The sequence below is a fragment of the Cellulosimicrobium sp. EB106-03-01-XG111 genome (assembly GCF_058792115.1).
On the sequence record NZ_JBYTEQ010000001.1, the window covers coordinates 314,026 to 331,992 of the forward strand.

Here is a 17,967-nt window from a genome sequence, read left to right on the forward strand (position 1 = left end):
ATCATTGCGTCATTCCGATGCATCGCACGGACCTGGCGGTCGTCACGTTCGTGACATACGCTCGACGGATGGCCGACGCACCGCTGCCCGCGCCGAACGAGCGCGCGCTCGAGTCCGACATCGTCACGGACCTGCGCGAGCAGATGACGTACGGGTCGTACCTGCACCTCGACACGCTGCTCGCCGCGCAGGAGCCCGTGAGCGACCCGGAGCACCACGACGAGATGCTGTTCATCGTGCAGCACCAGACGACGGAGCTCTGGCTCAAGCTCGTGCTGCACGAGCTGCTCTCCGCGCGCGACCTGCTCGCCGCCGACGAGCTGGGCGCCGCGCTCAAGCGCATCGCGCGCGTGAAGCACGTGCAGCGCACGCTCACGGAGCAGTGGTCCGTCCTCGCGACGCTCACGCCGAGCGAGTACGCGCAGTTCCGCGGGTTCCTCGGGTACGCGTCCGGCTTCCAGTCGTGGCAGTACCGCGCGGTCGAGTTCCTGCTGGGGAACAAGAACGCACGGATGCTCGACGTGTTCGACGCCGAGCCCGACGCGCGCGCCGAGCTCGCCCGCCTGCTCGCCGAGCCGAGCGTCTACGACGAGTTCCTGCGCCACCTCGCGCGGCACGGCCACGACGTCCCGCAGCGGGTCCTGGACCGCGACGTCACCGTCGCGCACACGCTCGACGACGACCTCGTCGAGGTCTTCCGGCGCATCTACGACGACCCGGAGACGTACTGGTCGGCGTACGAGACGTGCGAGGAGCTCGTCGACCTGGAGGACAACTTCCAGCTCTGGCGGTTCCGCCACATGAAGACGGTGCTGCGCATCATCGGCACCAAGCGCGGAACTGGCGGGTCGAGCGGCGTCGGCTTCCTCCAGCGCGCCCTCGACCTCACGTTCTTCCCCGAGCTGTTCGCCGTCCGCACCGAGATCGGGCGGTCGTGAGCCTCGGCCGGGCGGGCGACGGTGGCACCTGGCTCCCGCCGCTCGCAGACGCGCACGTGCATCTCGGCCTGGTCGACCCGGTCGCGGTGCGACGCGGCGGGATCGCGGTCGTGCACGACCTCGGGTGGGTGCCCGACGCCGCGCGCACGTGGCCTGGGCGTCCCGGCTTCCCGGCGGTCGCGTTCGCGGGCGCGTTCCTCACTGCCTCCGGCGGCTACCCGTCGGACCGGTCGTGGGCGCCCGCCGGGTCCGTCGAGGAGGTCGGCTCGCCCGACGCGGCCGTCGCCGCCGTCGACCGCCAGCTCGCCGCGGGCGCGTCGTTCCTCAAGGTCGCCCTGCACGCCGACGCCGGCCCGGTGCCCGACGACGCCACGCTCGCCGCGCTCGTCGGCCACGCCCACGCGCGGGGCCGGGACGTCGTCGCGCACGTGGAGGGGCGCGGGATGGCGGCCCGCGCGTTCGAGGCGGGGGTCGACCGGCTGGCGCACGCCCCGTTCAGCGAGCGCCTGCCCGACGACCTCCTGGCGGCGATGGCCGGCCCCCGCCCCGCCGACCACGCCCCAACGCCCGGTCGAGCACGGGATCACCGACGAAAAACGGTCGAGAACGGCCCTGACCCCGTGTTCGGCGGGGTGGGCCGGGTGGGTCCGGTGGGTCCGGTGGGGCGGGTGAGCTGGGTGAGCACGCTCGACGTGCACGGGTGGGGGAGCCCGACGACCGAGCAGGACGTCGCGATCGACAACGTCCGACGGTTCGTCGCGCTCGGCGGGTCGGTCGTCTACGGCACCGACCTCGGCAACGGCCCGCTCCCGCCCGGCGTCAACGCTCGCGAGCTGCGGGCGCTCGCGGAGGCCGGCCTCGATCCGCACGCGCTCCTCGGCGCGATCGCGCACGACGGCGCCGCGCCCGACCCCGACGGCGCCGCGACCTGGGTCCCGGGCGACCCGCCCGACCTCGACGACCCCGACGACGTGGCCGCGTGGTTCGCGCGCGCCGTCGTCGTGGCGCGACCCGAGCCCCACGGTGCGCCGCGCGCACCCCGCACCCCGGAGGACCGGCGATGACCGACCCGACCGACGCCACGACCGCCCGCACCGACCACGCCGCGCGGTCGGCCGCGCTCGACGCGGCCGACCCGCTCGCGCGGTTCCGTGACGCGTTCGTCGACTCCGAGGAGGTCACGGCCTATCTCGACGGGAACTCGCTCGGCCGGCCGACGCGCGCGTCGGCCGAGCGGCTCGCGCGGTTCGCGACCGACGTCTGGGGCGCGCGGCTCATCCGCGGCTGGGACGAGGAGTGGTACGAGCTGCCGCTGACGCTGGGTGACCGGATCGGTGCGGTGACGCTCGGCGCGGCGGCGGGCCAGACGTTCGTCGGGGACTCGACGACGGTGATCCTCTACAAGCTCGTGCGCGCCGCGCTCTCGGCGCCGCAGGTCGCGGGTCGCGACGAGATCGTGCTCGACGCCGGGAACTTCCCGACAGACCGGTACGTGCTGGAGGGCGTCGCGCGCGAGCACGGCGCGACGCTGCGGTGGATCACGCCCGAGCACGACGGCGGCGTGACCCCCGCGCAGGTGGCGGAGGTCCTCTCCGACCGCACGGCGCTCGTGCTGCTCAGCCACGTCGCGTACCGGTCGGGGTACGTGAGCGACGCCGCCGCGATCACGGCGCTCGCGCACGACGCCGGCGCGCTCGTCCTGTGGGACCTGTGCCACTCCGCGGGTGCCGTCCCGGTCGAGCTCGACGCGTGGGGCGTCGACCTCGCGGCGGGCTGCACCTACAAGTACCTCGACGGGGGTCCCGGTGCGCCCGCGTTCGGCTACGTGCGCGCCGACCTGCAGGGCGCGCTCACCCAGCCGATCCAGGGCTGGATGGGGAGCGCGGCGCCGTTCGAGATGGGCCCGGCGTACGCGCCGCACGACGGCGTCCGGCGCTTCCTCTCGGGGACGCCCGCGATCGTCGGGATGCTCGCGATGCAGGACATGCTCGACCTCGTCGACGCGGCCGGGATGCCGGCGGTCCGCGCGAAGTCCGTCGCGCTCACCGAGCACGCGACGGCCCTCGTGGACGACCTGCTGCTCCCGCTCGGCGCCCGGTACGCGTCGCCGCGGGACCCCGAGCGTCGGGGGAGCCACGTGACCGTCGACCACGACGCGTTCGAGGCGACGCTCCCGCTCCTGTGGGAGCGCGGCGTGATCCCCGACTTCCGTCGCCCGAACGGCCTGCGCCTCGGCCTGTCCCCGCTCTCGACGAGCTTCGACGAGGTGCGCGTCGGCGTCGAGGCGGTGCGCGACACCCTGGCGGAGGTCCTCGACGGCCGGCCGAGCGGGCCGACCGCGCCGGGTGCGGCCGGGCCCGCGTGATCCTCGACGACCTCGACTCCCGGCCGGGGAGCACGACGTCGTTGCTGCGCACCGTCGTCGGGCTGTACGTCCGGGACCTGGGGGGTGCGGTCGCGGTGGCGGACCTGGTCGAGCTGCTCGGCGCGCTCGGCGTCCCGCCCGCGGGGGCGCGCAGCGCGGTCTCGCGCGTCAAGGCCAAGGGTCTGCTCGTGCCCGAGACGCTCGACGACGGCCGCGCGGGGTACCGGCTCGCCCCCGACGCCGGGCCGATGCTCGCGCGCGGCGACCGGCGCATCTTCGGCTATCGGCAGCAGGGCGACGACGACCCGTGGTGCCTCGTGTCGTACTCGTTGCCCGAAGAGCGGCGCGACGCGCGGCACCAGCTGCGCCGTCACCTCGCGTGGATCGGCGCCGGCAGCGTCGCGGACGGGCTGTGGATCACGCCCGGTCACCTCGTGGACGAGGTCGAGGAGATCCTCGTGGCGCTGGAGGTCCGGGACGCGGCGACGGTGTTCCTCGCGGGGCCGCCGCGCGTCGCGGGGTCGTTCGCGGACGCGGCGGCGCGGTGGTGGGACCTCGACCGGGTCGCGGCGCTGCACCGCGCGTTCCTCGCCCGGCACGACGACGCGGGAGCCGACGGCGCCCCGTCCGCGCGAGCGGACGAGCCGCGCGACGCGTTCGCGCGGTGGGTGCGAGCCGTGGACGACTGGCGGCCGATCCCGTACGCCGACCCCGGGCTGCCGTCGGCCGCGCTGCCCGCCGACTGGCCCGGGACGGCGAGCGTCGCGCTCTTCGGCCGGCTCGGGCACGGGCTCGCGGACGCCGCGTCACACCACGTCCGGGTCGTCGTCGGGCACCGAGGGGAGCACAGTGAGGGGATGAGCGACGTGACGCACGACCTTCCGGCCGCGGTGCGGACCCTCGTCGAGGCGACGAACGCAGGCGACACCGCCCGGTTCCTGACCGCGTTCACCGAGGACGCCGTCCTCGACGACTGGGGCCGCCGCTTCCGCGGCCGCACCGAGCTCGCGAGCTGGGACAGGACGGACAACATCGGCAAGCGCTCGCACTTCGACGTCTCCGGGCTGCGGCCGGGGGCGACACCCGACGAGGTGCTGCTCGACCTCACGGTCTCGGGGGACGGGTACAACGGGCCGGGCACGTTCACCGTCCGCCTGCGCGACGGGCTGATCGCGAGCCTCGTCATCTCCTGACGTGGTGCGGCGCGCACGCGCTGCCCCCCGCGGGGCTCGTCGGGAGCCCGACATGACCGACAGGTCCGGCTGCCCGTGCGCACGGTGAGGTGGGGTCGATCACACCGGCACGACTTCACCCGGCACGCGTTCTGGACGCTCGTCCAGTTCGGCCTACGGTGAGAGGGACGGGCCGGTCCCGGTCCGTCGGGACCGACCTCTTCCCCCACCCGATGGAGCTGTCCGCTCGATGCTGCCCTCACGTCTGTTGCCGCAGTCAACCACTCGTTCCGGCCGACGCCGCACCGCTGCCGCAGCCGTCGTCGCGCTGGCCGGCGCCGCGCTCGTGCTGCCCGCGTCGGGCGCCGTCGCCGCCGACGCACCGGTGAACCCGTTCGACCTGGCCGGGGGGTTCAGCGTCTACGCCCGCGAGGACGCCCACCTCGGCAACCACGAGACGGAGGGCTCGGTCGCGGTCGGCGGGGAGCTGTCCGTCCGTGCCGACGGGGGCATGTACGCGATCCTCCACCAGGCGGCCGGGACGGCCGACTACACGATCCCCACCGTCGACGGCGACCCCACCCGTCTCCTCGTGGGCGGCTACGCACCGACGTCGGGGACGGTCCAGATCACGAACGGCGGGGCGCCCGCGGACCGGGGTGCAGCGCTCCAGGGCTACCTCAAGGTCGTGGGCGACGACCCGGCGTTCGGCACGTACCAGCGCGCCGACTGGGTGCGGTACCGCACGTCGCTCGACGACTCGCCCGCCGTCGACGCCACGAACCAGAAGTGGCCCGACGGCGCCGCGACGGTGGCGACGGAGCGCGGCTCCGTGGCGGCGTACGTCGAGACGGGTGCCACGGGGGCCGCCGAGGTCCGCCGGTGCCTCGCCGACCTCGTGCCGAGCGGCGCAGCGCACGTGCTCTCCGTGACCGAGGACGTCGGCGACCGCGTCGTCCTCTCCGCGCTCGAGGCCGGGCGGCCGAACGTCGTCGACTACACGGCGATCGCGGACGCGTACACCGTGCAGTTCGCCGACGGCGTGCTCCCGTCGGCCGACGCCCCGCTGATCGTCTCCGTCCCCGCCGGGACGACCGACCTCCAGGGCTCCGTGTTCGGCGAGGCCGGCAAGGCGGCCTCGTTCGTGATGTGGGACCTGTCGCGGCTCGACGGCCCGGTCACGCTCGGTGCCGGCGGGGCGCGCCTGGACGGGTCGGTGTACGCGCCGACCGCCGACCTCACCGTCGAGGCGTCCCCGCTCGACGGGCAGGTCGTGGCGCGCGACCTCACGCTGCTCGGCGGGGAGGCGCACGCCTACCTGTTCGCCGGGTCGATCCCGTGCGGCACCGTGCCCGCCGAGAGCGGCAGCCTCACCGTGACCAAGCGGGTGGTGGGCGACGCCGCGTCGGTCGTCCCCGCGGGCACCGCGTTCACCGTCGCGTACGTCGTCGACGGGGCTGCCGGCGAGCTGACGGTCCCGGTGGGCGGATCGGCGACGCTCGACGACCTTCCCGTCGGGGCGGAGGTCGTGCTCGGGGAGCCCGGCTTCCCGGCGGTCGAGGGTGTGGAGTGGGGCGAGCCGACCTGGCAGGTCGACGGCGGCGCGGTCGAGCCGGGCGACGACGGGACGGTGCGGCTGGAGGTCGCCGCGGCCGCGGACGTCGCCGTGACGCTGACCAACACCGCCGACCGGCCGCTCGAGCCCACGCCCGCGCCGACTCCGACGACCCCGACCGTGCCCACGGACCCGACCGTGCCCACGACGCCCGACGTGCCGGGCACGCCCGACGTGCCGGGAGCACCGGCCGACGGTGGCACGGGTGGACTCGCGACGACCGGCGTGCAGGCCGCCGGTGTCGTGATCGCCGCGCTCCTGCTCGTCGCGCTCGGCACGGGCGTCCTCGTCCTCCGGCGGCGCCGGGGCGCGTGAGCCGCCTTCTCCTCGTCGCAGGCCTCGACGCCGCGTCCCCTCCGGGGGACGCGGCGTCCTGCGTCTGCCGGGTCATGCGGAGGACGGCCATCTGGCCGCCGCCGCGCGTTCACCCCGACGACGCACGGCCGCCATCCCCGCTGCCTACGGTGACAGCGCTTCCCACCACGGGTCCGACGCCGCCACGGTGGTCCGACGGTCGTCGCCGCGCGGACCCCTGACCTGCGAAGGAACCCATGAAACCGCACGCCTCCCGGCCGCCCGGCGCGCTCGCGCGCGCGGCGGCGTCGGCGCTCGCCGTCTCGCTCGTCGGCACGGCGCTCGTCGCCGCGACCGCGACCTCGACGGCCGCCGCCGACGAGTCCCTGCTCTCGACGTCCGGCACGACCTGGCGCTACCTCGACGACAGCACGAACCCGGCTGGATCCGCCGCGGACCAGCGCGTGTGGACGACGACCGCGTTCGACGACTCCGCGTGGAAGTCCGCGACGGGCGCGTTCGGCGCGAAGCGCGGCGCCGCGACGGGCATCGGCGCCGCCTTCCCGATCACCACGCTCCTCACCCAGTACATCGAGGGCACGACGACGGACGTCCCCACGTTCTTCTTCCGCACCGACGTGGAGCTCACGGCGGCGGACCTCGACGGCGTCCCGGCGTTCGAGGGCGAGATCGTCTACGACGACGCCGCGATCGTCTACGTGAACGGCGAGGAGGTCGTGCGCCTGGGTGACGACGACCGGAAGATCACCGAGAACCTCCAGTACCACGGCAACGGCCGGACGGACCCGGTGACGGGCACGTTCGTCGTCCCGGCCGACGCGTTCGAGCCCGGCGAGAACACGATCTCCGTCGCGCTCTACCAGGACGCGCCGACGAGCTCGGACATCTACCTCGACGTCCGCTCGCTCGTCCCGACGCACGGCGAGGTGCGCGACGTCGCCCTGAACGTCGGCGCGGACGAGACGCAGGCCAACGTCGCGTGGTTCTCGACGCTGCCCGGCGCGGGCGAGGTCCGGTGGGCCCGGGCTGACGAGACGGGCGGCGAGGTCGACTGGCGGACCGCGGCGACGTCGTCGTCCCGGGACGGCGCGGCCGCGGACGGCGCGACGTACCACCACGCCACGATCACCGGGCTCGAGGAGGACGCGGCGTACGTGTACCGCGTGGGCAGCGCGGCGACCGGCTGGTCCGCGCCGTCGACGTTCACGACGGGGACGTTCGGGGACGAGTTCTCCGCGCTGTTCGTCGGCGACGCGCAGATCGGTGCGAGCGGCAACGCCGCGAACGACGCGGCACGCTGGGCCGCCAACCTCGACACCATGACGGAGCGGCACCCGGACACGGCGTTCCTCATCTCCGCGGGCGACCAGGTGGAGAACGCGGGCAGCAGCCAGCAGTACGCAGGCTTCCTCGCGCCGCGCCAGATGCGCGAGCTGCGCTTCGCCGTCCAGGACGGCAACCACGACACCGCGTCGGCGCTCTACGACCAGCACTACGCGATGCCGAACCTCTCGGCCGAGCAGCGCCGCGACTACTGGTACGCGTACAACAACGTCCTCGTCGTCGCGATCGACTCGAACGACTCGTCCGCGACGCAGATCGCGGGGCACGAGGCGTTCCTGCGCGACGTGGTCGGCACGCACGGCGACGCGTACGACTGGGTCGTCGTGACGTTCCACCACTCGCTCTACAGCCAGGCGTTCCACTCGCGCGACACGGACGTGGTGCGCATGCGCGAGGCGCTCTCGCCCGTCTTCAGCGACCTCGGCGTCGACCTCGTCCTCGCGGGCCACGACCACATCTACACGCGCTCGTACCTCATGGAGGGCGCGACGCCGGTCGTCCCGGCCGCGGCGCCGGCCGAGGGCGACGTCCTCACCCCGGACGAGGACCAGGTCCTCTACCTCACGGGCAACTCGTCGTCGGGCTCGAAGTTCTACGACTTCGACGGCGCCAAGCCGTGGACGGCACGCTGGGAGCAGTCGCGCGAGGCCAGCTACTCCGACCTCGACGTCACGCCCACGTCGCTCACCGTCACCACGTACGCGACCGGGTCGCAGCGCGTCGTCGACCGGGTGACGCTCCAGCGCGAGGACGAGGCGGGCCCCGCGCTCGCCGTCGAGACCAGCACCCGCTGCCTCGCGGGCACGGCGTACGTCGCGGTCCGCGCCACGAACACCGGCGACGTCCCGGCCGACGTCACCCTCGCGACGCCGTTCGGCACGCGCACGGTCGCGGCGGTCGCGCCCGGCAAGGCGGCGTACCAGTCGTTCTCGACGCGGGCGGTCGCGGCCGACGCCGGGTCCGTCACCGTCACGGGCACCCTGCCCGACGGCGGCGCCCCCTCCGCCCAGGACGTCGCCTTCCCGGCGGTCTCCTGCGGCTGAGGCTGTGCTCGTCCGGCCGGTGGCGCGAACGCGCCGCCGGCTCAGGCGGGGTCGTCGAGAGGCTGCACGACGACCCCGCCGAACCGCGCCTCCTGCGCGCGGAGCGCGACGCCGTCGATCCACACCCTCCCCGCGAGCACGTCGGCCGACGCGGGCGAGCCGTCCGGGCGCTGCGCGGTGTACCCGCCCGTGATGGTCGCGTTCGCCAGCACGACGGGACGACCCTCCTCGTCGGTGACGTCCTGGGCGCACCACCCGCACACGTGGCGCGGGTAGCGGGGGTTCTCGCGGAGCAGCGTCCCGCACAGCGGGCAGTGCTGCACGGGGCGCGCGTCGCCGTCGGGCAGGACGAGCGCCTCGGAGCGCACGAGGCCGCCCTGGGCGGTGCGGCGCGCCAGCGCCGTGAGCACGCGGCGGTCGATCCCGGGCCAGCCGTGGACGGCGGTCGCCCACTCGTCGGGCACCGCGCGGGCGCCGTACCGCGCGCCGAGCAGGCTCCCGGCGATCGCCGCGACGGTGTCGGTGTCGCCGCCGACGGCGACCGCGGCCTGGAGCGCCGCCACCAGGTGGTCCCGGCCCGCGAACCGCGAGCGCTCGGGCGGGGACGTCGTCGCGATCGCGCGCCACGCCGCCTGGAGCGCGGTCACCGTGAAGCCGTTCTGCCGGAGGTCGGCCTCGGGCCGGGCGGACTCCGCGTCCGCGACCCACGCCGACCAGCGCGCCGCGGCCTCCGGGTCGAGCAGGTCGAGGCCGGCCCGCACGTCGAGCCGCTGCTCCGTCACCGCGACGCGCACCGCCTCGGACCACAGCACGCACGACTCGGCGGCGAGCGGGTCGGTGTGCGTGATCTCCGCGACGGCACGCGCCGCGCGGGCGGTCGCGTCCCGGTCGCCGAGCGCGACGAGCCCGACGACGCCCGTCCGCATGAGTGCGCCGTTCCCCGCCGTGCGGTCGGTCGCCGCGTGCAGCGCCGCGGACGCCTCGCGCAGCCGTGCGGCGGCGGGACCCCGGCGGGCGGCGGCGTCGCGCAGGACCGCGGCCGTCTGCGTCCCGACGTCGGACGCGCCCCCGGTGCGCCACGCCTCGAACGCGGCGGCGACGTCGTCGAGCGGCGTCGCCCCGAACGCGTCGGGCACGGGGGAGAGGACGTCGTGCGCCGCCGTCACGCGCGCGACGCACACCGACATCTGCGTGTCGTCGCTCCACTCGCCGGGCGCGTACGGGCCGAGCCCGCCCCCGCGCATGACCGCGACCTCGTCCCGGTGCCCGGGCCCGGGCGGCCGCGCGAACTCGTACGGCACGCCGAGCGCGTCGCCCGCCGCCTGCGCGAGCAGCACGCCCGACGCGCGGTCGAGCAGGCCGTGGTCGAGCGGGTCGAGGGGTGCCGGGCGGGGAACGGGCGTCGTCGTCACGTCGCGATCGTGCCACGATGACCGCATGACGACGCCCGACGACCTCGCCGCCCTCGTCGCCTCCGTCGAGGCGGACGAGCGCGACCTCGTGCTCCGCACCTTCACGCACGACGACGCGTGGCGCCTCGGCTGCCTCCTCGTCGAGCTCGCCGACGAGCGCGACCTGCCCGTGACGATCGACGTCCGCAAGGGACCGCAGCAGGTGTTCCACGCCGCGCGCGCGGGCACGACGCCCGACAACGACACCTGGGTCGAGCGCAAGGTGCGGGTCGTCGAGCGGTTCGGGGCGTCGTCGTACCTCGTGGGCCTGCGGGCCCGGGCGAAGGGGACGTCGTTCAACGAGAAGCACGACCTCCCGCTCCAGGAGTACGCCGCGCACGGCGGCGCGTTCCCCGTCCGCGTGGAGGGCGTCGGGATCGTCGGCGTCGTCACCGTGTCCGGGCTCGCCCAGGGCGACGACCACGCGCTCGTCACCGAGGCCCTGCGGTCGTTCCTCGGCCGCGCGGGCGCGGCCGAGGGCTGACGACCTACTCGCAGGCCACGCCGTCGCCGTCGCGGTCGAGCTTGGGGGCGTAGCCCGGCTCGCCGCGGAGCAGCGGGGCCGCGCCGGCGGCCCGCACCGCGTCGCAGTTCTGGTAGTACGTGGACGTGCTGCCGCCGGTGTCGGCGATGCCCGCCGGTGCGCTGGGCCGGGTCTGCTGGGCCGAGCGGGCCGCCGCGGCGGTCGCCTCCGCCTGGGCGACAGCGGCCTCACGACCCTCGACGTCGGTCACCCGGGTCGCCAGCTCGGCCTCGACGGTCGCGACCGCGCCCTCGCGCGCCGCGACCTCGGCCTCCGACGACTGGAGCGCCGTCGCCCGCTCGTCCAGCTCGGCCTGGGTCGCCTGCGCGGCGGCCGTCTGCTCCTCGAGCGCGGTCCGCTCGGCGTCCAGCTCGGCACGCTCGCCCTCGACCGCGTCCTGCTCGTCGGCCGCCTGCGCGACGAGGGTCCTCGCCTCGTCGAGCGCCCGGCCGGAGCTGCCCTGCCCGACCAGCAGCCCGACGACGAACAGGGCGACGCCCGCCGCGGTCAGCAGGGCTGCCCGGCGCCCGCGTCGAGGCCGCGTGGCCCCGGTCGACGGCCCGGTGGTGGTGTCCTCGACCCAGAAGGTCCAACCCTCCGGCGCGGACGGCCAGGCAGGGTCCGGGGTCCAGCCCGGCTCGGGGCGCCAGTCGCCGGGGGCCACGGGCCAGCCGGGAGGGGCGTTGAATCTCAGGGCCATGCGTCGTCCTCGTCTCGCGGTCGCCGCATCGACGTCGACGGGCACGACCGAAGCCCCGGGGGGCGTGAGGTGAACGCTAACCCGCGGCCGGTCGTCCGGGGGAGGGGCTGACGGGGTGAAAGGAGGGCGGACGGCCGTTCGGGGACGGCGGTCCTCGTGAGCCGTGCGAGAGGGTGCCCGTACCGGACGGGGCCGGCACCACGAGGGTGCCGGCCCCGCCGTCCGACCGCGCAGGGGCGTGCGCGGCCGGGTCGGAGGGTCGGCGCGACGTCGGGCGTCGCGCCGGCGGCGCGGCGTCAGGCCGCGCGCGTGACCTCGATGCGCTGGGGAGCGCGGCCGGCGAACACGCCGGCGACGGTCACGGTGAGCACGCCCGCGTCGTAGGACGCGCGGACGGCGTCGGCCTCCGCGGTCTTCGGCAGGGTGACGGTGCGGCGGAACTCGCCGAACCGGACCTCGCGGACGCGGCGTCCGGCCGGGGCGACCTCGGCCGCCTCGTCGGTGCTCGCCTCCGGCTGCTCGCCCTCGGCCCGCTCGGCGTCGTCGGACGCCTCGTCGGCCGGAGCCTCGACGACGCGCTGGTCACGACGCTCGCCGCGGACGACGAGCCGGCGACCCTCGAGCTCGACGGTGACGTCGCGCTCCGGGTCGACGCCCGGCAGGTCGAAGCGGGCGACGAGGTCGTCGCCCTCGCGGTACACGTCGGCGGCGGGCGCGAAGCCCGTCGGGGCGACGCCCGCGCCGGACGGGCGCGTCCAGAGCTGGCGCACGAGCCGCTCGGTGGGGAGCGGACGGAACGGCGCCACGGTGTAGGTGCTGATCATGGTGGTCCTCCAGGTCGGTCGTGCCACGGGGGCCGTGGCGTCTGACCTGTGCAACCTTGAGCGTGCCCCGCTCAGTCCCGAGTTCGCGCACGACGAACGGGCTCAGCTGCGGCGCGCCGCCCGGCGGGCCTTGCGCGCGGACGCGGCGCGCTCCTCGGCGGCGTCGAGCCGCTCGTCGACCGCGTCGAGCGCCTCCCGCGCGGCGGACTCCGCGTCCCGCGCGTCGCTCAGGCGGGCGCGCAGCGCCTCGCGCTCGTCGGCGAGCCGTGCGAGCTCGTCCTCGACGCGCGCGAGCTCGTCCTCCACCTGCCCGACGGCGTCGCCCGCCTCGCGCGCGCGGGCGTCGGCGTCGTCGCGCTCGGCCTCCAGCCGGTCGACCTCGGCCGCGCTCTCCTCGACCTCGCGCTCGGCAGCCTCCTGGGCGTCCTCCTCGGCATCCTCCAGGGGCTCCGCACCGGTCGTCCCGCCGTCGTCCCCGGCCCCGGCGCCGCCTGTGCGCGCACGCAGCTCGACGACGTCCGCCGGCTCGCCACCCTCGTCGACGATCCCGAACCCGACGTGCTGGAGCGCCTGCGACAACCGGCCCGCCCGGACGAGCGCCCCCGCGTCGGGGTCCATGACCGCCGCCGTGAGAGTCTCCGCGAGCCGGTCGAGCGCCGTCCCGGACACCGCACGGCCCGCGATCTCGCCCGCGTCGCGCACCTCCCCGACGACGCGCTCCACCCGCTCGCGCCGCAGCCGGTCGAGCGTGCGCAGGCGCGTGCGGTCGCGGTCGGCCGTCGCGTCGCGCAGCTCGTCCCCGAGGCTCACGAGCGCGGCGACGTCGTCCGGCCGCTCGCGCGCCACCTGGTTCACGACCCATGCCGCCACCGTCGGCTTCGTGAGCCGGCCGACGCGCTCCGCACCGACCGCGTCGCCCGACGCCTTGATCCGCTTGGCGGCGGCCGTGCGCGCGACGACGAACTGCTCGAGCGGCAGCGCGAAGAGGTCGTCGACGAGCGCGTCGACGTCGACCGCGTCGTCGCCCGCCGCGTCCGCCGTGCTGCGCGTGCTCATGACGCCCAGCGTCGCACCCCGGCCTCGGGCGTGCGCCCGCTCGCGCCCTCGTGCGCGGCGAGCAGGCGCTCGAACGCCGCCTCGGTGACGACCGGGACGCCGTAGCGGCGCGCGGTGCGGGCCTTCGTCGAGAGGGAGTCGGGGTCGGCGGCGACGAGGAGCCGCGTGCGGCGCGTGACGTACGGCCAGGGGGAGAGGCCCGCGGCGCGGACGTCGCGCTCCCAGGCCTCGCGCGTCCGCGACATCGAGCCGGTGAGCACGACCTCGTCGCCCGCGGCCAGCACGAACGCGGGCCGGACCGGGACCGCTCCATCAGGGACCGCGGCCCCCGGGGCCGCAGCGCCCCCGACCGTCTCGACCAGGCGCGTCCCGAGCGCCGCCTCGACGGCTCCCGCGACGTCGTCGGCGTCGAGGCCGAGCTGCCCGGCGACCTCGTGCAGCGCCGGGTCGTCGCGCAGCGCGGCGCCCTCGTCCCGGTCGCCCGCGGCGGTCGTCCCGTCGAGCGCGTCGAGCTCGGCCCGGGCCAGCGCGGTCAGGTAGTCGCGGTGCACGGCCTCGACCGTCGCGCGGTCGAGCCCGGCGTGCCGGGCCTCCGCGAGGAGCGCGGCCCGCTCGGCGTGCGAGACGTAGCGGTCGAGGAGCGCCTCGTCGAGCAGGCGCAGGTACGTGCTCACGTCGCGCCGGGCGTCCGTTCCCGGGGCGCCGGGCGCGTCCGGAGCCGCAGGCGCGTCGGCGAGCGCCGCGAGCCAGTGCCCGCGGGCGCGGCTCGCGCCGCGCAGCACCGGCTCCGCGCCGGGCAGGACGGCGGGCAGCGACCAGCGCACGCCGTCGGCGGCGGCCCGTGCGACGGCCCAGCACTCGTCGTCGGCCGCGACGTCGAGGTAGTACCCGAGCAGCCCCGCGGTGGCGCGCGCGTCTCCGAGGGCCGAGTGGACGCCGTCGTGCACGACGCCCACGGCCGCGCAGCACGCGGCCAGCGCCCGCGAGCCCGTGAGATAACGGCTCGCGAGCTGCTGCGTGCACAGGCACGCGACGGGGTCGATGGCCGCGGCGATCCCGGCACGCCCGATCTCGGCGCGCAGGAAGCGCGTGTCGAACGCCGCGTTGTGGGCCACGAGCACGCGCCCGGCGAGCAGGCGCAGGAGCGCGGGCGCGACGCGGTCGAACGTCGGGGCGAGCGCGACGTCCGCCGCGGCGATGCCGTGCACGTGCTGCGGCCCGAGGTCGCGCTCGGGGTTGACCAGGGTGGACCACTCGTCCTCGACGCGACCGGCGTCGTCCACGAGGACGACCGCGACCTCGGCGACGCGGTCGCCGAGGCGGGGGGAGAACCCCGTGGTCTCGAGGTCGACGACGGCGAATCCGGGCACGCGCACAGTCTGCCCGACGTCGCCCACGTCCCACTCCGTCGCCACGGCCGTCACCACGGCCGTTACGGTCGTGTGAACTCCTCACGCTCCCGCCGCCCAGGGGTTCCGCGCACGGCCCGGGAGGCATACGCTCGCGAGCACACGAGCCTCCGCAGCGTCGCGTCTCGTGTGCGACTCGGCCGCACCCCGACACGACCGGGGGTGGTCCGCGGGGGCCACTGTCGAGGAGGATGCGTGAGACCACGAACGATCGTCCCGTCCGCAGCGGTAGCGGGCCTCGTGCTCGCGGCCCTGACCGCAGTTCCCGTCGGCGCCGAGCCTCTCGGCGCCGCGTCCGGCACGGCCGCCGGCAGCCTGCGGGCCGCCGTCGGCCCGCCCCCGCTCGAGGACCTCGTCACCGGCGACGCGGTCATGCAGCGGCTCCAGGACTTCCAGGACATCGCGGACGCCAACGGCGGCAACCGCGCGCTGGAGACGCCCGGCTACGAGGCGAGCGCCGTCTACGTCGAGGACGCCCTGCGGGCCGCGGGCTACGAGCCCGAGCGCCAGTACTTCACGTTCGAGGACCTGGAGATCGACGAGCTGTCCCTCACGGCGGCGGGCGTCGAGGTGACGTCGGACGTCTACCCGGCCGAGTTCGCCCCCGACACCCCGGACGACGGCGTCACCGGCCCGATCGTGCAGCCCGCCGACGCGCTCGTCCAGGGCTGCACCGCGGACACGTGGGACGGGGTCGCCGTGAGCGGCGCGGTCGCGCTGATCAGCCGCGGCTCGTGCCCGTTCGCCGACAAGGCGCTGTACGCGGCGCAGGCCGGCGCGGCGGCCGTGATCCTGTACAACAACACCGACGGGGCACTGAGCCCGACGCTCGGCGCCGAGAACGACGCGTGGGTCCCCACGGTCGGCATCACGCAGGCCGCGGGACAGGAGATCCTCGCCGCGATCGCGGGCGGCGCGGAGCCGGTCGCGACCTACGACCTGCAGACCCACGTCGAGGAGTTCGAGACGTTCAACGTGCTCGCCCAGACGCCGGGCGGGCGCGACCACAACGTCGTCATGGTCGGCGCGCACCTCGACGGTGTCGAGGACGGCCCGGGCATCAACGACAACGGCTCCGGCTCCGCCGCGATCCTCGAGGTCGCGGTCCAGCTCGCGGCCGCGACCGACGGCGGCCAGGACGTCGAGAACGCGGTCCGGTTCGCGTGGTGGGGCGCCGAGGAGGTCGGCCTGCGCGGCTCGACCCACTACGTGAGCGACCTCGCCGCGAACGACCCGGCGGCGCTCGACGACATCGCGACGTACCTCAACTTCGACATGGTCGGCTCGCCGAACTACATCATCGGCGTGTACGACGCGAACGAGTCGACCTACCCGGCCCCGGTCGAGGTCCCGCCGGGCTCGGCCGAGACGGAGTCGGTGTTCACCGACTACTTCGACGGCATCGACCAGCCGTGGGTCGACACCGAGTTCTCGGGCCGCTCCGACTACCAGGCGTTCATCGAGAACGGCGTCCCGGCGTCGGGCCTGTTCACCGGCGCCGACGGCTCGAAGACGGCCGAGGAGGTCGCGATGTTCGGCGGCACCGAGGGCATCTTCTACGACCCGAACTACCACTCGCCGGCGGACACGATCGACAACGTCGACGCGACCGCGCTCGACATCATGTCGCGGGCGATCGGGCACGCGGTCGCGGCGCTGTCCGAGGACACGTTCGCGATCAACGGCGTGGGCAACCCGCGCGTCGACGCCGTCGAGGCCGAGGCGCGGTGCCTCAACGGCACGGCGTACGTGGCCGTGCGCGGCGCCAACGGGGAGGACGCCCCCGCGGACGTCAAGCTCGTCACGCCGTTCGGCGAGAAGAAGTTCAGCGCCCTCGCTCCGGACAAGAACGCGTACCAGTCGTTCAGCACGCGCGCGTCGTCCGTCGCGGCGGGCACCGCGACGGTCGCGGCCTACCAGTGGCGCGGCGGCGACCAGGTGTACCAGCGGTACGACGTGGCGTACGACGCGATCGACTGCGGCTGACGCAGTCGACCTGACGGGCGGGGCCGTCCTCGGCGGAGGGCGGCCCCGCCCGGTCTACGCTGGCCCGCGGTGCGCCGTCGGTGGCGCGACGGACAGGGGGTCACGTGGCGAAGGAACCGTTCCTCACGACGACGGACGACGAGCCGGGCGAGGGTCCCGACCTGCCCGGCACGACGTCGGGAGACGACCGCGGCGCCCTCGCGCGGCTGCTCGGCGAGAGACGCCTCCTGCGCGTCCCGGCGCTGCCGCGACACACGCTCCCGCGCCCCCCGTTCTCGCTGCCCGGCGCGCTCCCCGGCCGTCGTGCGCGGCGCGACGACGGCGACCCGGCGCCCGAGGCGGTTCCCGAACCCGATCTCGACACCGCGCTGGAGGACGCGCTCGTCGAGGCGCTCGCGGACGACGCTGCCGTGGCCGACGGCGTCGACGGTGGCCCGCTCGACGCCGCCGCGGGCGACGGCGGGTTCGACGAGGTCGTCGCGGAGTGGGTGCGGCGCGCGATCGCCGCCTACCCTCGCCCGTCGTACCCGCTCGAGCGCGAGTGGGACGTGTCGGTCCAGGGGGTCGTGCGGCTCGTCCCGTACGTGCCGCGGTTCGCGACGGCGCCGCTCGCCCTGCTCGACCGGTTCGGTGCCGTGACGATCGGCCCCGGACGCGTGGGCCTCGACGGCAAGGACGTGGACTGGGACCGCGTGGTCGAGGTCCGCACGGCGCCCGCGTGGACGTGCCTGTCGGCCGAGGCGCTGGAGGTGAACCTCGCGCAGTACGTCGTGGCGCTGCCCCCGCTGCCCGGCCGCGCGTGGGTGCTGAGCAAGATCAGCGAGCTCCTGCTCTCGCTCTACCTCGCCGTGCTGCCGCCGGACGCGGACGGCGAGGACGTCCTCGCCGACGCGCACGCGCTCCTCGGCGCGTCCGGCGGCTCGGACGTGGCCGACGCGGACGCGTCACCGGACCGGATGTTCGACCGCGTGGTCACCGAGGTCGTCTACCGGCGGCGGTTCGGGACGGGCGAGGCGCAGGCGAGCACGACGTCGGTCCTGCTCCAGCTCGCGCTGCGCGGCGCGACGGACACGATCGTCCGGACGGCCGAGGAGCGCGGGGTCGACGTCGTGCACGTGCGGGCCGAGGAGACGAGCATCGGGTCGGTCGTGGCGCGCGCGGCGACGTGGCGCCGCACGGCGCTCGACCTGCGCGAGCGGGTGGACCGGCGCCTCGGGCGCTGACGG

At 75.8% G+C, this 17,967-nt stretch carries 14 protein-coding genes; 9 read left to right on the forward strand and 5 right to left on the reverse strand.

Annotated features, from left to right (window positions below):
- Positions 1-68 precede the first annotated feature (68 nt).
- The 6 genes from AC3WT4_RS01340 to AC3WT4_RS01365 all read left to right on the forward strand — a co-directional run bounded on the left by AC3WT4_RS01340 (position 69) and on the right by AC3WT4_RS01365 (position 8,792).
- Positions 69-938: a tryptophan 2,3-dioxygenase gene (locus AC3WT4_RS01340; protein ID WP_492314500.1), complete on the forward strand. Its 870-nt coding sequence runs from the start codon at positions 69-71 to the stop codon at positions 936-938.
- Positions 935-2,002, forward strand: a complete 1,068-nt coding sequence (locus AC3WT4_RS01345; protein WP_492314501.1) for an amidohydrolase family protein — start codon at positions 935-937, stop codon at positions 2,000-2,002. Before AC3WT4_RS01340 ends, AC3WT4_RS01345 begins: the two co-directional genes overlap by 4 nt.
- Positions 1,999-3,303 (forward strand): kynureninase, encoded by a 1,305-nt coding sequence (locus AC3WT4_RS01350; RefSeq protein ID WP_492314502.1) that lies wholly within the window; start codon positions 1,999-2,001, stop codon positions 3,301-3,303. Before AC3WT4_RS01345 ends, AC3WT4_RS01350 begins: the two co-directional genes overlap by 4 nt.
- Complete coding sequence (locus AC3WT4_RS01355) at positions 3,300-4,496, forward strand: PaaX family transcriptional regulator C-terminal domain-containing protein (protein ID WP_492314503.1); 1,197 nt, start codon at positions 3,300-3,302, stop codon at positions 4,494-4,496. Before AC3WT4_RS01350 ends, AC3WT4_RS01355 begins: the two co-directional genes overlap by 4 nt.
- Before the next feature lie 247 nt (positions 4,497-4,743).
- A complete protein-coding gene (locus AC3WT4_RS01360; RefSeq protein WP_492314504.1) occupies positions 4,744-6,405 on the forward strand; it encodes a collagen-binding domain-containing protein in 1,662 nt (553 codons plus the stop codon).
- A 236-nt stretch (positions 6,406-6,641) separates the two neighbouring features.
- Positions 6,642-8,792 (forward strand): purple acid phosphatase family protein, encoded by a 2,151-nt coding sequence (locus tag AC3WT4_RS01365; protein WP_492314505.1) that lies wholly within the window; start codon positions 6,642-6,644, stop codon positions 8,790-8,792.
- A gap of 41 nt (positions 8,793-8,833) precedes the next feature.
- Here the strand turns inward: AC3WT4_RS01365 and AC3WT4_RS01370 are convergent, their stop codons facing one another.
- Positions 8,834-10,204, reverse strand: coding sequence for an ADP-ribosylglycohydrolase family protein (locus AC3WT4_RS01370; protein WP_492314506.1), 1,371 nt, complete (start codon positions 10,202-10,204; stop codon positions 8,834-8,836).
- A 25-nt stretch (positions 10,205-10,229) separates the two neighbouring features.
- Between AC3WT4_RS01370 and AC3WT4_RS01375 the strand changes: the two genes are divergently transcribed.
- Positions 10,230-10,727, forward strand: coding sequence for a heme-degrading domain-containing protein (locus AC3WT4_RS01375; protein ID WP_257416510.1), 498 nt, complete (start codon positions 10,230-10,232; stop codon positions 10,725-10,727).
- A 4-nt stretch (positions 10,728-10,731) separates the two neighbouring features.
- Here AC3WT4_RS01375 and AC3WT4_RS01380 read toward each other — a convergent pair whose 3' ends face one another.
- From AC3WT4_RS01380 to AC3WT4_RS01395, 4 genes are all read right to left on the reverse strand, one after another.
- Complete coding sequence (locus AC3WT4_RS01380; RefSeq protein ID WP_492314507.1) at positions 10,732-11,466, reverse strand: excalibur calcium-binding domain-containing protein; 735 nt, start codon at positions 11,464-11,466, stop codon at positions 10,732-10,734.
- Positions 11,467-11,762: 296 nt separating this feature from the next.
- Entirely contained in the window at positions 11,763-12,290 is a 528-nt protein-coding gene (locus AC3WT4_RS01385) for an Hsp20/alpha crystallin family protein (protein WP_492314508.1), read from the reverse strand.
- Between the two features lie 102 nt (positions 12,291-12,392).
- The gene (locus AC3WT4_RS01390; protein ID WP_492314509.1) at positions 12,393-13,346 is read right to left on the reverse strand and encodes a hypothetical protein; all 954 of its coding nucleotides are present in this window, start codon (positions 13,344-13,346) and stop codon (positions 12,393-12,395) included.
- Positions 13,343-14,716 carry an exonuclease domain-containing protein gene (locus AC3WT4_RS01395; RefSeq protein ID WP_492314510.1) on the reverse strand — a complete coding sequence of 458 codons (1,374 nt, stop codon included), beginning with the start codon at positions 14,714-14,716 and terminating at the stop codon, positions 13,343-13,345. The genes AC3WT4_RS01390 and AC3WT4_RS01395 overlap by 4 nt, the downstream gene beginning before the upstream one ends.
- A gap of 234 nt (positions 14,717-14,950) precedes the next feature.
- On the opposite strand from AC3WT4_RS01395, the gene AC3WT4_RS01400 reads away from it, so the two are divergent.
- Together AC3WT4_RS01400 and AC3WT4_RS01405 are read left to right on the forward strand one after the other, a co-directional pair.
- Entirely contained in the window at positions 14,951-16,741 is a 1,791-nt protein-coding gene (locus AC3WT4_RS01400; protein ID WP_492314511.1) for a M28 family peptidase, read from the forward strand.
- A gap of 104 nt (positions 16,742-16,845) precedes the next feature.
- The gene (locus tag AC3WT4_RS01405) at positions 16,846-17,964 is read left to right on the forward strand and encodes a hypothetical protein (protein WP_492314512.1); all 1,119 of its coding nucleotides are present in this window, start codon (positions 16,846-16,848) and stop codon (positions 17,962-17,964) included.
- Positions 17,965-17,967 lie beyond the last annotated feature (3 nt).